This is a genomic window from Nostoc paludosum FACHB-159 (genome assembly GCF_014698835.1).
Taxonomy (GTDB): Bacteria; Cyanobacteriota; Cyanobacteriia; order Cyanobacteriales; family Nostocaceae; genus Nostoc; species Nostoc paludosum.
In genome coordinates this window covers 215,118-229,872 of sequence record NZ_JACJTU010000004.1, presented here as the reverse complement: position 1 = coordinate 229,872, position 14,755 = coordinate 215,118, and the positions used below count along the sequence as shown (strand labels likewise).

Below are 14,755 nucleotides of genomic sequence, written 5' to 3'. Positions count from 1 at the left end.
TTATGGTTTGCTTTCGTCAGAAAATTGCGGCAGAGTCAGGGTGAAGCAAATTTCGCTCTGTTGAGAATCTGGTATTGGTAGACTTTCAACTGCGATCGCCCCATTGAGATGCTGCACTAAAGACTTGACTAAAGCAAGTCCCAAGCCGGTTCCTGGAGTCCAACGTCCTTTTCCGCGACGGAACTTGTCAAAGATGTATGTCGCTTCTTCTTCAGAGATGGCACGTCCGATGTTCTTCACCTTCATGATAACTCGATCTATTTGTTCATCGACTTGATGAAAGGCGTGTAGGTGAACTATAGTATCATGCTCTGAGTATTTACATGCATTGGTGAGCAATTCTTGGAGAATGCGGTCAAAACTTTCTAGTTCGGTTTGCAGCCTTAGCGACTCTTGGGGTAACTCTAAGGAAATGTTTAATCCCTTCTCAGCAAGTTTTTTCTCAAAAGATGCCGCTATATGCTCAATTCTGCTATTTAAATCTATAGTTTCTAATTGCGGAGCTTCGTGAGGCGACTCTAACTTCTGGAGTGTCAACAAGTCATTAATTAAGTTAATTTCTTTTGTACATTCCTGCTCTAGGATATCCAGATATCTCACTTGACGCTCTGGTGTTATTCCTGGGAAACGTAAGTTGCGGATTGACAACAGCATGTTTGTCAGGGGGTAGCGTAGGCGATCGCTCATATTACTCAAAAATTCATCTTTGAGTTCGTTAAGCTGCCGCAATTGCTCAACATATTGCCGGGTTCTTTCATGCAACTTTGCTTGAAGTTCCAGACTGCTCTGTAGTTTTGCTGTTCGCTCATCCACCAAAGTTTGCACTTGACGCAAAGTTTGTGACTGGATGATGGCGTTACTCACTTGAGCGCAAACCATTTCCACAAGATTTAATTCTGCTGGCTGCCAACTGCGAGTAAAAGATTGCTGTAATACCAAAAATCCTAAGATTTTACCTTGACTTTCTAATGGCATTAACAGTACCGCAGGCAATTCTTCTAGCGCAAATAATGGAACACCACAGGAGATCTCATTTTGGGCGGTATAATCATCGAAAATTACTGGTTTTCCAGAATCTATGAAGGCACGCTGGCATAAACCACACTCGGAAAGCGAAAAAGACTGATTTAAGATTTCTGGTTTGCTGGTGCGGGAATTTTGTGTTGCCTTTGCCCATTCACCAACTACCGTAGCTTTGGCTTTGGGAATTTGTTTCTTAGCTTGAGTCCTAAATAGTGGATCTGTATATTTCAATAGGATCAGCAAACCGCGATCTGCCTGTAGAGATTCAGCTGTAGAGGCAATAACTACTTGGAACATTTGATTAAGTTCCAAGTTACTGCGACTTAATATAGTTAATTGCTTGATCAAGTTTTGATGTTGGTTGCTTTTTTGCAAATCCTGTTGTTGACTAGCAATTAGCTGGGCTTGTGCGGCTCTAGAAAAAGCGATCGCGCAAGATGACTCTACTTCTTTGAGCAGTTGTTTTTCTGATTCGCTCCAATCATATGGTTGGAATTTAATCAGACAAATAACACCATTGTTATTGCCACCAAATCGGGTAGGAATTGCCAAAACTGCTTTTATCGGCAGTGGCAGATATTGACATCCAACTACCAGACTGTTCTGAATGATAGAAATATCTTCAATAGTCAATGGTTCAGCAGCACATTGCAGCACGGGGGAGTGCATCAGCAACTGTTCCATCGAAAATATCTCTTCTGGGTGTGGTAACCCTAAATAATCATCAGCACACCAATTAGTAGCAGTTGGTTCGTCTGATATCTCACCTGTTACTGAAACCAAGCAGCAGCAATCTACTTGAAAAGTCACTCCTAGCAATCGGGCAATATCTTGCAGCATCAATGCCGTTGCCGAGCTATTAGCAATGATTTGGTTGATTTTATGTACCAACTGGCGGGCTGGTTCTTCCTGATGCTGCATCAGCTTGACTTGGTAAGGTTGTAGTCGATCGACATCATTCAAGTAATGTGGCGGCGACGATAAAGGCTTTTTCATTCTTGGCACGCCCTTGGATAATAAATCCGCTGTTTTTGCACCCAACCTTTTGGCATATTGTTCACCGTTAGTTGTGTTGCTCCACCCTGATAATTGACAAATTTTTTATGAATACTTTCTCTCACCTGTTATAGCCCTTTTCTATGTCAGATGGCCAAGTTTCCAAATATATTAAGCAAATTGCTACATGGATACTTAGATAGTTAAGATATGCTAAAATCCCTTAGCCAGATTATTTTTGCTTTCTTTATATTGATATGTTTAACAAACTTTGACTTAGAATATCTTGTCTGTAAGTATACATAAACCGTAATTTCTCTGGAATCAAACCCTGACCACAGGTAGTTTTACCCGTAAGATTACTTAATAAAATTTAAGTTTTTTGTAGAATTTATTCAATTTTTAGTATATTTACAAGCTATCCTTGACTCTGTATTAGTGTCAAAAAGATAGACAAAGACAAGCTAAAGCTTTAAAAAGTAGACATATAAACGATCCTAAAGCTCTCATACTAAATAGCGCAAAGTTGAATCTAGACGCAAAGTGCTTTCTAGAAGATGAGAGATTTAATAATAACTTTTGACAACATGTAGGGGCGATCGCTAGACTTCGTTTTTTTCAGAGCGGCCCAAGGTTTTCAGTAAACTCTCGGTGTATATCAGGCAGTGTAGCCTTTGGTTTTGGTAATTGGGAAGAAATTATTAACCATTGGCGGTTATCCATTACCAACTTCACAATTATAACTATAAATAAACATAAATAAATAAACTATAAGTTTTAACAATGTATTGAATCACCGGAGAAAATAGAGCTAAATTTTGAATGCAGCCCGATTATTTTAATCAAAATAACCGAGCTGCATTCGCCTGGATATAAGTCTATCCAGCCAAACTTTCGACACTCAGAGGAACCATATCGCCATTCCTCGTCAGTCCTAACAACATCGGCTGTTGGGGTTGGATGAGTTGACCTGTGAGGACACAGCGTTCCTCTTGTTGAGCCGTGGCCGCTATGCTAGCTCGAATATCGGATCGCGAAAATCGCGGCTTCCACTCACCTGATTTTTGCTGGACATAGTTCCAAAGAATATCTCGGATCAGAGCTTGATATCCCTGATTGCCAGCGATTTCTTTGAGTTTATCTTTGAGTTCACGTTCTAGGCGGATGCTGGTAACTTCCATATCGGTGGTTGGGGTGCGAGCGATTGTATGCATGACTTTTTCTCCTTAAAGGTATAGACAGGATAGTAATACAAGTGTAGTATGTTTAAAGGAATGTTCAATAGGTGAAATTTTCTGTGAAATCCATTTACCCCATCTCTACTTCCTTATGCGCTACCAATTGCCGAGCCGATTGGGAATCAGCTGCTGTGGGAGTGGAGTATTTATTTATGGGCGGTAGTAGCCGAAATCATGGGCAAATCACAGAGGGTAATCATGAGTTTAGATATCTGAGCATTAGTGGGCCGATCGCAAAACCACAACGAGATGAAGAAAGCGGGGGGTACAGGCGAAGGAATTCTGTACCGATATAAGACCAGAAAAATTTTCGGTCAATTTCCAACCCCCGCTTCAGGCAAACAAGAAGCGGGGGTTTTTTATAAGGAGTGAAGCTGTGACGACTGCAAGGCAAGTGTTAGAGCAATCCGTGGTGATGTTTTATCAGAATTATTTACCACTATGTCGGATCAATATCAAGCGGGCGATTGTTTTATTAGTAACAAAACAAACTACAGCACTGGGTTTTACCACGGAAAGTGAATGGCAAATTCACTCACTCCAGTTGAGAGCGGATGTGGAAAGTTCCAGCAGCTAATTGGCGAAAAGTGTTACCAAAAGGGGATCGCATTTACCAAGATTGTGGGAGCAGCAGACATCTAACCCTAGATTATCTGATACCGCGATGTACAGGCTGAAGACTTTTGGATAAATGTGCAAGCAAACCTGGAATAACAGGAGAGCATAAGGAATGCTGAAATTAACTTACACTGAAAGCAGCTTTTATTTAGAATTTCTCACTCTGTCGCTAGAAGAATGGGTAGCGCAACGAGTGATTTTGGCACTGCGAGTCGGGCAAACTCTGAGCGTTGAACCCAGTACAGCTTCCTTTTTGCTTCCTGTTGATTTACGGGGAGTGGAAGTGTTGAAGGCTGAGGTGAAAAGAGATGACAGAGAAATTATTGCTTTGTCTGTCTGCGATTCCGAATATGTGGAAGTCACCTTGCGGGGTTCTTGGCTATCAGATGGTTCTGAGGATGCTGCGGGTGTGTTTGTCACCACAATGAGCGATCGCGCTGAGTTCTTTTTGCACAAACTTTGGCAGGAAGCTCAAGCTTGTACTTCTGTGATGAGTGAATAAATGGAATCAAAGGGTGAGTGAAATTTCTCGCCCTTTGTTGTTTTATGGCAGGCAAGAGGCAATAGCCAATAGGCAACAAGCTTGAAAATATTTTTGTGTTTGGGTTTTATCCTAGATTGATGTCCTAATCTACCTGGCAACTGCTATATTTTTCCAAGTTTGAGAATTGCTACAAATTGGTCAGCTTGGTGTTTAAGTAATAAAAATTTCTTTTCCCTACTCCCTATTTTCAAGGCAGAATCAAATAAAAATTAAAAAAAAAGTATTGATACGTGGTTTCGATTCAATTTCTTGTATGTTGATTGTGTTTAATAATTCACAAACAAAAAAATTATGGATTTTAAGCAGATTGGTGAGGTTGCTAGTTCACTCTTAACTCTGTTTGGGCTGAAAATTTTAGGTGCGATCGCTCTGTGGCTGATTGCTCAACGCTTGATTGATTTTGGATTAAAGCTACTACGACGTGCTTTCCGAAGCCAACAAGTCGATCCGACACTAATTAACTATCTTCTGAATATCATTGGGGTGACGCTGAGAATTGTTCTAATTGTGGCAATTCTTGGCTTTTTTGGCATTGAAACAACTTCTTTTGCCGCATTGCTAGCAGCGGCCGGTGTGGCAATTGGCGCAGCCTGGGGTGGATTACTGGCGAACTTTGCAGCGGGCGCATTTTTAATCGTTTTTCGACCCTTTAAAGTTGGTGATTTCATCACAGCAGCAGGTGTAACAGGCACTGTCACAGAAATGGGACTGTTTACAACTAATATCAATACACCCGATAACGTTTTGACAATTGTGGCAAATAACAAAATATTTGCTGATAATATCCAAAATTATTCTGCCAATCCTTACCGTCGGGTCGATCTGGTAGCTCAACTGCATCATGATGTCAAACATAATGAAGCGATCGCACTGTTGAAAGCCAAAATTAGCCAAATTCCGAATGTTCTCCAAAATCCAGCACCGGATGTAGAAATTCTGGATTTCAACTTTGCAGGGCCTGTGTTAGCAGTACGTCCTTATTGCAATAATGACCACTACTGGCAAGTTTACTTCGACGCGAATAAAGCTATCCGTGAAACATTTGGCGAGGCGGGGTATCCTGCTCCCGAATACCGTTATGCAATTAGCGGTTCGTCTGGTAATGGAATTAATACTGTTATCCCACCACTATCAGAAATAACTTGACACTAAAGTAAAAAGTCAAGTTTGATTTGCAAATCTTTGCTAAATATCTGAATAAGAATTAAAAAGTAGTTAGGGTACATACCTTACCTACTTTTTAATGTCACAAATTTTTGAAAAAGCCAGTTTCAATTTCCGAAACCAGCCTGACAAATGGTGTAGAAAAAGGTTAGCTTAACTGTTAATCACAAGCGGCACCCCAGCAGCGATGGTAAAAGAATTAGCAATTTGCACCCGTGGACTAACTAAGCAATTTGACCGACACGTTGCTGTCAATGATGTTGATTTAGAAATCCAGGCGGGTGAAGTATATGGACTAATTGGCCCGAATGGCGCAGGTAAAACGACTCTCATCCGGATGTTGGCGACTGCTGAGGAACCAACTACGGGTGAGATTTATATTAATGGCGATCGCCTTTTACGCGATAAGAGTAACCCGAAACTCAAGCGTCGTCTTGGTTACTTACCCGATGACTATCCACTGTATGAAGATTTAACAGTTTGGGACTACTTAGATTATTTTGCGCGTTTGTATCGTTTGCGGGAACCTCGCCGCACTCAACGGCTACATGAAGTTTTAGAATTAATCCAACTTGGTAACAAACGCCACAGCATGATTTCTACTCTCTCACGAGGGATGAAACAGCGTTTGAGTTTAGCGCGAACCATTATCCACGAACCGATTTTACTATTACTAGATGAGCCTGTTTCTGGACTCGACCCCATTGCGAGAATGCATTTCCGTGAAATCATTAAGGCTTTACGAGAAGCTGGGATGACTATATTAATTTCTTCCCACGTTCTTAGCGATCTAGCGGAATTGTGTACTTCTGTGGGAATTATGGAACTTGGCTTTTTGGTAGAAAGTACTTCCCTACAGCAACTTTATCAACGTCTTTCACACCAACAAATTGTGTTATCTACTTTGGGAAAAATAGAGGCACTTTTGAGTGAATTGAAGCATCATCCTTTAGTAGAACAGTGGGAGGTGATACCAGGAAAAAACAGCGTGCGGGTGAATTTTTCAGGAACGCAGGAAGATTGTGCGGATCTTTTGCGATCGCTCATTCAAGCAGGCATTCCTTTGAGTGATTTCCACTGCACGCAAGAAGACTTAGAAACTATTTTCTTAAAACTAGGTCACAAACAAGCATCTTGATTCGTCAATAACTATTGCTCCCCATTTTTGGAGAATTTTTTTCCTATGATGCTCAATTTGATAGACAAAATCGGCGATGCGAATCCCCAACTATTGCGGGAATTAAAAGGACGCCTAAAATTTTTTAATGTGGCGATCGCTGTTGCAATTTCCCTATTACTGCAACTAGTAGTTTATTTATATCAGTTTCGCGAATTTCCTGATGACAGATATCAGCTAACTGACACATACTGTCGTTTGCGTCAAATATACGAACAGCGACAAAGAGAGGTTTATCAACAAACAAATCAATCTAAAATTGATGAATTCAATAGTTTTTTGTCCAAGAATTTCTGTCCTGAAAACCAAATTGATTGGCAGTTTTGGTGGCGAGACCATTGGGAATATATATTCCTGTCTTTGAGTGTAATTTTTATATTTACACTATTAGTTGCAGGAACTTATTTACTGATTAATGATTTAGCCAAAGAAGAACGTCGCGGTACGTTGAATTTCATTCGTCTGAGTCCACAATCAGAAACAAGTATATTGACTGGCAAATTGCTAGGAGTTCCGAGTTTTATTTATCTTATAGTCTTACTAGCCCTTCCTTTACATTTGTGGGCTGGACGTTCTGCCAACATAGCTTTTAGTTACATTTTTAGTTACTACGCTATTGTTGTTAGTAGCTGTATTTTCTTCTACAGTGGTGCGTTACTCTTTGGATTAGTTACTCGCTGGTTCAGTGGTTTTCAGCCGTGGTTAGGTAGTGGCGCTGTTTTATTTTTCTTGTTTATGACGATGGCAATGGCATCGTATTATGGCAACAGTTTAAATAATTCAGGTGCTTGGTGGAGACTTTTTAATCCTTGGGATGTAACCAATTATTTATTCCCGAACTTGTTCCGTGTACACAATGGTTCTCCGTTGAAAAGCTTGGAGTTTTTCTATATACCGTTGGGAACAAATATTGTGAGTGTTGTTGGCTTCCATCTATTGAACTATGGAGTGTGTACTTACGGGATTTTTAAAGCACTGAAACGTTGTTTCCGTAATCCTCAAGCCTCAGTAATCAGCAAAGGACAAAGTTATATAATAGTAGCTTTTTGCCAGTTGATGATGTGGGGATTTACTTTGCAATATAGAGGCAACCTTTTTGATTTAGATCGACAAGTTGAGCAGAATTTTGCTTTGATGGCATTATATAATGTGGGCTTGCTTGTCAGTTTGATTGCAATTCTTACACCTCATCGTCAAACTGTACAAGATTGGGCGAGATATAGACATCAAACTAGCAACAAGAGTATTTGGTGGGATTTAATAGCGAGTGAAAGAAGTCCTGCATTAGTGGCGATCGCCATTAATCTTATAATCGTTAGTATCCCTTGGGTAGTTTGGATTTCACTTACATCTACTTTTAACACAGACACTAACCCAAATTGGGCGGGTGACAATATTGATAGGTTGAAATCACTTTTAGCCCTAGCTTTGTCTATTAGCATGATTTTGATTTATGCTACCATCGCTCAATTAGTACTGTTACTCAAAACTCCCAAACGTTCTTTCTGGGCAATTGGAACTGTTGGTGGAATAATGTTCCTACCTCCAGTGGTTTTAGAACTTATCGGTATCTCTTCTTGGAAAAATCCCACTATATGGCTGTTTTCAACTTTTCCTTGGTCAGCGATATCATATTCTGAGGCGACAACAATTTTTATGGCATTCCTAGCCCAGGTGAGTGTTCTTGGATTCTTAAACTTCCAGTTAACAAAGCAGGTGAGATTAGCAGGCGAATCTGCTACAAAAGCATTGTTAGCAGGACGTTAGTTTGATAAAGCAGAATTCGTAATTTCCACGCGTAAGATCCCCGACTTCTAAAAGAAGTCGGGGATCTTATTTTTGCTATATTATCTATTAGCTGGCTAAAGTGAAAGTTATAGCATTTTCAAAAAATTTGGTAACAAATAAATTACTTATAGATGTTTATTCATCTATCTGTAGTAGAAATTTAATTAAATAAGTTTAAGTTTTTAATCAGTACAACTACTAGAAAATATAAAAATAATGCTAGATACTTCTTCTGAAGACCTACGCTGTATAGCTATCCAGTTTTTAGAACAAAGCCCTCCACAACGTCTGCACATTCTCAGGCAATTGGGCATAGCTCGTTATGAATTTTTAACTAAAATACACTTTAATGAAGCAAATATAATTTGTATTATGCGGTTTTTAAAATATCCCAGCCGCCTAAAATTTCCCAATCTTCAAGAAGCAGACTTATCTGGTTTAAATTTAGATGGACTCAACTTCATTAAGGCAAATTTATCAGCAGCGAATTTGCAAGGTAGTAGTTTAGTTAATGCCGATCTCTTATTTGCAAATTTGACAAAAGCTGATTTGAGGAATGCAGATTTGAGAGGTACAACTTTGAATGAGACTATTTGGTCAGATACTTTAGTAGATAGATGTCAGCTTGGTGTAGGTATTGGTTTAACTCATCTGCAACGCCAAGATTTACAATTGCGTGGAGCTAAATTTAATGACCTGGAAACAGGGAGTGAGGAATAGATGTTTGCATCCCCAGGCGCGAACTTTTATTGATGGATGTATCTTGAAAAAAAGGGCGTTGCTGATTGAGAATATGAATTTAGCTCACGCAGAGGCGCAGAGTCGCTCCAGAGTAAGAGTTGAGAAGAGTTGATTTTTGAGTTTCATATTCAAATTCAGCAATGGCAAAAAAAGATAATAAAAATACAAAAAGTTATAAAATTATGAGATTGAGATTGGCTTGGATAAATTAATGAGTATTAAACTGCCCCAAAAATTGATGTTGCTTGGTGCTGGGGAACTAGGCAAAGAATTTACCATTGCTGCTCAGCGTCTTGGTAATTATGTGATTGCTGTTGATCGTTACCCTAACGCTCCAGCGATGCAAGTTGCTGACTGTTTTGAAGTGATTTCTATGCTCAGTGGTAATGATTTAGAAACTATAGTTGCTAAGCATCAGCCAGATTTTATCATACCAGAAATTGAAGCAATCAGAACAGAAAAACTTATCGAATTTGAACAGCGGGGGATTACAGTTATCCCGACTGCGGCTGCTACTAATTATACGATGAACCGCGACAGAATCAGGGAACTGGCACATCAACAATTAGGCATTAGAACAGCTAAATATGGTTATGCAGTAAGTCTAGAAGAATTGATTGCTGTTTCTGATGAAATTGGGTTTCCTAATGTTGTGAAACCTGTGATGTCATCATCAGGAAAAGGTCAGTCTGTGGTGCAGGATAAAAGTGAAGTGGAAAAAGCTTGGAATTATGCGATCGCTAATTCTAGAGGTGATAGTCAAAAGGTAATTGTAGAAGAATTTATTAATTTTGAAATAGAGATAACTTTACTCACTATTAAACAGTGGAGTGCCCCAACAATTTTCTGTTCTCCTATTGGTCATCGCCAGGAAAGAGGCGATTATCAAGAATCGTGGCAACCCGCAGAAATTTCTGAAGATAAGATATTAAAAGCCCAAGAAATAGCCATTCAAGTCACTGACGCTTTAGGAGGAGCCGGAATTTTTGGTGTTGAGTTTTTCATTACTAAAGATGAAGTAATTTTTTCCGAACTTTCTCCTAGACCTCATGATACAGGTATGGTGACATTAATTTCCCAAAATCTCAACGAATTTGAATTACATCTGAGAGCTATTTTAAACTTGCCAATTCCTCATATAGAACAATTAGGAGCATCAGCTAGTGCGGTAATTTTAGCTTCAGAAAAATCTGATTCTATTGCTTTTGCTGGTGTAGCTGATGCTTTGTCAGAAAAAGACGTAGATATTAGGTTATTTGGTAAACCTAATGCCCATCCATATCGGCGAATGGGAGTAGCTTTAGCAAAAGGTGTGAATGTCAAAGAGGCTAGGGAAAAAGCTACGAAAGCTGCAAGTAAAATTCAAATTATTTAATTTTGGAATCTTAAAAAGTAGACGAATCAAGAATATTTACCACTGCATGAAAATTTTCTCCAAGCATATATCGATTACTATGGGGTAAATTTTCTAAACTTAACAAGATTGTTTTTGTGCCCTGAGAGTCGCTTTTTTGGGGTTGAATTATAATTGCTACCTTATTTTCTCCAGCCGGAACGATCGCAAAATTAGCAATTGGCTGGTAATCTACTCCATACTTAGCTGTTCCCTTGATGTTGTACTTCACTATTAAATCTTGAGTCAGATCGCCATTACGAGTAATTACAAACTCACCAATCTCTCCAAATTGAGACGCGCGGTTTTTTGTGGCTGTAATGTTCACAATGGTTGGGTAGCTGAAGGTAGAGTTTAATTGATGATATTTATTTTGGTTTTCATCACTGGATATTAAGCTAAATTTAGTTAATAGTTGATTTTTAGTAGAAAAATTGCTGAAATTGACAATATTAGTGAGTTGTGAATTATGAACCAGGCAATTTAATTCTGGCAAGTGGTTTTTGACTTGTAAATTCTTCATTATTTTCTTCATTGGAGTAGTAATAACTGTAGCGTTCGTGCTGGGGAACAACTCCGTTAACAACCTGTCCCAAGACATTCTGACCAGATTTTTCTAAAAGCTCTTTTGCAATAATGGCACTAACACAATCAACGACTCCCGGACGAACGACAAATAATACACCGTCAGCCATTTGTCCTAGAGTAGCAGCATCAGCTGCAACGTTTAATGATGGAGCATCAATAATTACAAAATCGTAGTAAACAGAAAAGGTTTGAATTAATGTAGCCATTTTTTTTGAGTCAAGCAGAGAACCCGGATTAGGAGGTATAACTCCACAAGTGAGGACATACAAATTATCCATTACTTGTTTGATAGCTGTATTAATCTCAGCTTGTCCAACAATCAAATTACTAAGACCTTCATTATTGATTAATTCCCAAATTTTATGCTGAACAGGACGGCGCATATCCGCATCCACTAGTAAGATTTTTCGCTCCATTTGAGCCATTGTAATAGCTAAATTAGCTGCTACTGTGGATTTGCCTTCTTTGGGTACAGAACTAGTGATAACTATAACTTTTAGTTCCTTATCAGCGCTCAAAAACTTGAGATTTGCCCGCAGCATCCGGTATGCTTCATTAATAGGCGATCGCGGTGCATCTCGAACCATAAGCCTTTGACTATATAATTCCATTTCTTCATTGCCAATAAGAGACTTTTTCGGCTTATTAAAAGCAGGAATAACCCCTAATAAAGTAAAATTTAATAATTCCTTGGCTTGCTCAGTAGTCTTAATTGATTTATCTATTTTTTCCAAAAGATACACAATCCCTAAAGCCGCTAAACTAGACAATAAACCTGTACTCAAATACAAAAACATCGGAGAAGAAATTGACTCTTCTGGAACTTCAGCTTGGGATATCACGCTAGCATTACCTAAACTTTGATTTTCTGCTATGCGGCTTTCTTGCAGTTTTTGTAGTAAAAGCGAGTAGGTAGATTGGGCGGCTTGTACTTTACGTTCTAATTGTCGCTGTTGCTGTTCTAATCTTGGGAGATTGTTCAAGCGTTGTTTGTAAGCAACTTGTAAATTAGATAAAGTGGTGATTTGGCTTGCTAAACCGAGACGGGTTGATTCTAAATCTACAAGTCTTGCAGAAAGTTGCTGCTCTAACTCTCCTAGTTGCAAATTATTTTCTGGCTGTACTGAATCTGTTCCTACAACGTTTTTTATTCGTTGTTGTAGTAACTCATTTAACGACTCTAATTTATATACCAAATTAATAATTTCTGGATGGTTATCTTGTAAAACAGTCCGCCTAGCAGCAAGCTGTGATTCTAACTGTTGGATTTCTTTAAGAATATCTTGCACCCCTGAGGTTTGACTCAGAGAAGTCATAACTATAGCTTGCTGAGAGTTCATTTTTAACTGTTTTTTGATTTCTTGACTTTGTGCCTCAGTATCAGCAAACCTAGATTTAGCCTCGCTTATTTGCTGTTGTAATGCTGTAAGAAGTTCGAGTGATTTATTTGCTTCTTCTTGTAGAGATACAATTTTATTTTTTTCTTTAAATACTGCTAGTTCTGCTTCTGCTTGTCGAACTACTAATTCTGCATTTGGTAGTTGTTTTTCTATGAATTTACGAGCAGTGGCAGCTTGAGTTCTATGACCAGATATATTGTATTCTAAGTAAACTTCTATTACAGTATTAACAACTTTTGCAGATGTTTCTGGGTTTGTATCTTTGTAGGAAATACTGAGAATGTCGGCTCCTTTTATTTCCTTCACCGTCAGATCTTGTAGAAATTCTTTGATTGTTAAAGGTAAATCTTTATTGTCTTTAAGATATAGTTTATTGATAGTAGATTTGACAATTGGAATAGAACGAATAACTTCTGCTTCTGTATTAAGAGGATTACTTTTATCACTCACTAATGGCTCTAATTTACCCATTTCTGTTCCTACTCCTGTTAAAGAAGAAGTAGTGTTTGTTCTTTGGAATTTTAGTTTTCCTTCTGCCAAGTAGTAAGGTTTTTTGAAAAACGTAGCTATCTGTAAAACTATGAATACACAGACAAAAACACTTAAGGCAACAGGCCAACGGCGCTTTATGGCTTGCCAAGAGCGATCAAAATTCCCAGGAGATTCTTGTATTTTCATAAAATAATTACAAGTTATACGATTTTTGATTTTAGATTTATGATTGAGAATTGCCTTCTGTATTTAGGCTAGATGAATAAATTTGTGGTAATCATTTTTAAATTGGTTTATTCAAAACAGAATTCATGAGCTATATTCTAATATGGTTCAGTTAGAGCCAAAAACTAGAAGAAAATTTTTCGGATTTATTTGTAATGATTTATCTAAATTATCGCGAGTGAAGAGTTGAAAATATTTGTGTTATTTTTTAGATTTTCATAATGAAATTTTTGAATTTGGCTAATCACTGTTTTCAAATCTCCACCTGTGAGATTAGAGCCAGAAGGTAAGCAAAGACCGCGTGCAAATAAATCTTCCGCGACTGCACCACCAAAATATTCACATTCAGCAAAAATAGGTTGAATATGCAAAGGTTTCCAGACGGGACGAGATTCAATTTGCTGTTCAATAAGTGCTAGGCGGAGTTGTTCTCGGTTGGCACCAAAAGCTTCAGGATCTATTGTTATGCAGGTCAACCAACGAGTAGCATATCCATAATTAGCTTCTGGCATAAATTCTATTCCTGGTAGGTTTTTCAACGCCTGGGAATAAATTTCAAAGTTACGTCGTCTAGCTGCTACTCGTTCATTTAAAACACCCAATTGAGCGCGACCAATACCAGCTAAAATGTTACTAAGACGATAGTTATAGCCGATTTCTGAATGTTGGTAGTGAGGAGCGCGATCGCGTGCTTGGGTTGCGAGAAAACGCGCTTTTTCTACTAATTCTAAATCGTTAGAAACTAACATTCCCCCGCCAGAAGTAGTAATAATTTTATTACCATTAAATGAATAAATACCAATGCGTCCAAAAGTTCCTAAATAACGTCCTTTGTAGGTAGCTCCTAAAGCTTCAGCAGCATCTTCAATTAAGGGAATATCATATTGATTACAAGCTTGCAAAATTGGGTCTATATCTGCACTTTGACCATATAAATGTACAAGTACAACTGCTTTAGGTAATTTACCTGTTTTAGCACGCCGATCTAGTGCTTCTGCTAATAATTCGGGATTCATATTCCACGAAGTGCGATCGCTATCAATAAATACTGGTTTTGCTCCCAAATAAATAATTGGGTTAGCACTAGCAATAAACGTTAAGGTAGAGCAAAAAACTTCATCCCCAGCCTCAACACCAATTAATCGCAAAGCTAAATGCAAAGCCGCTGTACCAGAACTTAAAGCAACAGCATAACTAGCATTAGTTACTTGACAAAATTCTTTCTCGAAAGCATCAACATGCGGGCCAACAGGAGCAATCCAGTTTGTTTCAAAAGCTTCTTTCACTAATTCTAGTTCGCGATCGCCCATGTGGGGTGTTGAAAGCAGAATTGGTTTATTCATGCACATTACCTTAATCTGGTTGCCA

At 38.6% G+C, this 14,755-nt stretch carries 12 protein-coding genes and 1 pseudogene; 8 read left to right on the top strand and 5 right to left on the bottom strand.

The features are described 5' to 3' along the window. The gene (locus H6H03_RS06210; RefSeq protein ID WP_190954255.1) at positions 1-2,019 is read right to left on the bottom strand and encodes a sensor histidine kinase; all 2,019 of its coding nucleotides are present in this window, start codon (positions 2,017-2,019) and stop codon (positions 1-3) included. 878 nt (positions 2,020-2,897) lie between these two features. Next, on the bottom strand, positions 2,898-3,233 hold the full coding sequence (locus H6H03_RS06205) for a hypothetical protein (protein ID WP_096535028.1): 336 nt from the start codon (positions 3,231-3,233) through the stop codon (positions 2,898-2,900). A gap of 71 nt (positions 3,234-3,304) precedes the next feature. On the opposite strand from H6H03_RS06205, the gene H6H03_RS06200 reads away from it, so the two are divergent. The 8 genes and pseudogenes from H6H03_RS06200 (at position 3,305) to purT (ending at position 10,664) form a co-directional block, all read left to right on the top strand. Beyond that, entirely contained in the window at positions 3,305-3,553 is a 249-nt protein-coding gene (locus H6H03_RS06200) for a hypothetical protein (RefSeq protein ID WP_190954254.1), read from the top strand. Positions 3,554-3,633: 80 nt separating this feature from the next. Continuing rightward, positions 3,634-3,931: pseudogene (locus tag H6H03_RS40135) on the top strand (HNH endonuclease); the annotation flags it as partial. A gap of 56 nt (positions 3,932-3,987) precedes the next feature. Beyond that, entirely contained in the window at positions 3,988-4,377 is a 390-nt protein-coding gene (locus H6H03_RS06190; protein WP_190954252.1) for an alr0857 family protein, read from the top strand. Between the two features lie 333 nt (positions 4,378-4,710). Continuing rightward, positions 4,711-5,565 (top strand): mechanosensitive ion channel family protein, encoded by an 855-nt coding sequence (locus tag H6H03_RS06185; protein WP_190954251.1) that lies wholly within the window; start codon positions 4,711-4,713, stop codon positions 5,563-5,565. 205 nt (positions 5,566-5,770) lie between these two features. Beyond that, complete coding sequence (locus tag H6H03_RS06180; protein WP_096535032.1) at positions 5,771-6,721, top strand: ABC transporter ATP-binding protein; 951 nt, start codon at positions 5,771-5,773, stop codon at positions 6,719-6,721. A gap of 45 nt (positions 6,722-6,766) precedes the next feature. Beyond that, complete coding sequence (locus H6H03_RS06175) at positions 6,767-8,527, top strand: ABC transporter permease (RefSeq protein WP_190954250.1); 1,761 nt, start codon at positions 6,767-6,769, stop codon at positions 8,525-8,527. A gap of 237 nt (positions 8,528-8,764) precedes the next feature. After that, positions 8,765-9,268, top strand: a complete 504-nt coding sequence (locus H6H03_RS06170) for a pentapeptide repeat-containing protein (RefSeq protein WP_190954249.1) — start codon at positions 8,765-8,767, stop codon at positions 9,266-9,268. Between the two features lie 232 nt (positions 9,269-9,500). Beyond that, the gene (purT, locus tag H6H03_RS06165) at positions 9,501-10,664 is read left to right on the top strand and encodes a formate-dependent phosphoribosylglycinamide formyltransferase (protein ID WP_190954248.1); all 1,164 of its coding nucleotides are present in this window, start codon (positions 9,501-9,503) and stop codon (positions 10,662-10,664) included. A gap of 10 nt (positions 10,665-10,674) precedes the next feature. Here purT and H6H03_RS06160 read toward each other — a convergent pair whose 3' ends face one another. From H6H03_RS06160 to H6H03_RS06150, 3 genes are all read right to left on the bottom strand, one after another. Next, positions 10,675-11,205: a hypothetical protein gene (locus tag H6H03_RS06160; protein ID WP_190954247.1), complete on the bottom strand. Its 531-nt coding sequence runs from the start codon at positions 11,203-11,205 to the stop codon at positions 10,675-10,677. Further along, complete coding sequence (locus H6H03_RS06155) at positions 11,150-13,348, bottom strand: GumC family protein (RefSeq protein WP_190954246.1); 2,199 nt, start codon at positions 13,346-13,348, stop codon at positions 11,150-11,152. Before H6H03_RS06155 ends, H6H03_RS06160 begins: the two co-directional genes overlap by 56 nt. Positions 13,349-13,551: 203 nt before the next feature. Further along, complete coding sequence (locus H6H03_RS06150) at positions 13,552-14,730, bottom strand: DegT/DnrJ/EryC1/StrS family aminotransferase (RefSeq protein ID WP_190954245.1); 1,179 nt, start codon at positions 14,728-14,730, stop codon at positions 13,552-13,554. Positions 14,731-14,755: the final 25 nt, after the last annotated feature.

Bases quoted from the DNA above. Each gene is read 5' to 3' on its own strand.
- H6H03_RS06190 (WP_190954252.1), top strand. From the start codon at position 3,988: ATGCTGAAATTAACTTACACTGAAAGCAGCTTTTATTTAGAATTTCTC.
- H6H03_RS06175 (WP_190954250.1), top strand. From the start codon at position 6,767: ATGATGCTCAATTTGATAGACAAAATCGGCGATGCGAATCCCCAACTA.
- H6H03_RS06180 (WP_096535032.1), top strand. From the start codon at position 5,771: ATGGTAAAAGAATTAGCAATTTGCACCCGTGGACTAACTAAGCAATTT.
- purT (WP_190954248.1), top strand. From the start codon at position 9,501: ATGAGTATTAAACTGCCCCAAAAATTGATGTTGCTTGGTGCTGGGGAA.
- H6H03_RS06155 (WP_190954246.1), bottom strand. From the start codon at position 13,348: ATGAAAATACAAGAATCTCCTGGGAATTTTGATCGCTCTTGGCAAGCC.
- H6H03_RS06185 (WP_190954251.1), top strand. From the start codon at position 4,711: ATGGATTTTAAGCAGATTGGTGAGGTTGCTAGTTCACTCTTAACTCTG.
- H6H03_RS06205 (WP_096535028.1), bottom strand. From the start codon at position 3,233: ATGCATACAATCGCTCGCACCCCAACCACCGATATGGAAGTTACCAGC.
- H6H03_RS06210 (WP_190954255.1), bottom strand. From the start codon at position 2,019: ATGAAAAAGCCTTTATCGTCGCCGCCACATTACTTGAATGATGTCGAT.
- H6H03_RS06170 (WP_190954249.1), top strand. From the start codon at position 8,765: ATGCTAGATACTTCTTCTGAAGACCTACGCTGTATAGCTATCCAGTTT.
- H6H03_RS06150 (WP_190954245.1), bottom strand. From the start codon at position 14,730: ATGAATAAACCAATTCTGCTTTCAACACCCCACATGGGCGATCGCGAA.
- H6H03_RS06160 (WP_190954247.1), bottom strand. From the start codon at position 11,205: ATGAAGAATTTACAAGTCAAAAACCACTTGCCAGAATTAAATTGCCTG.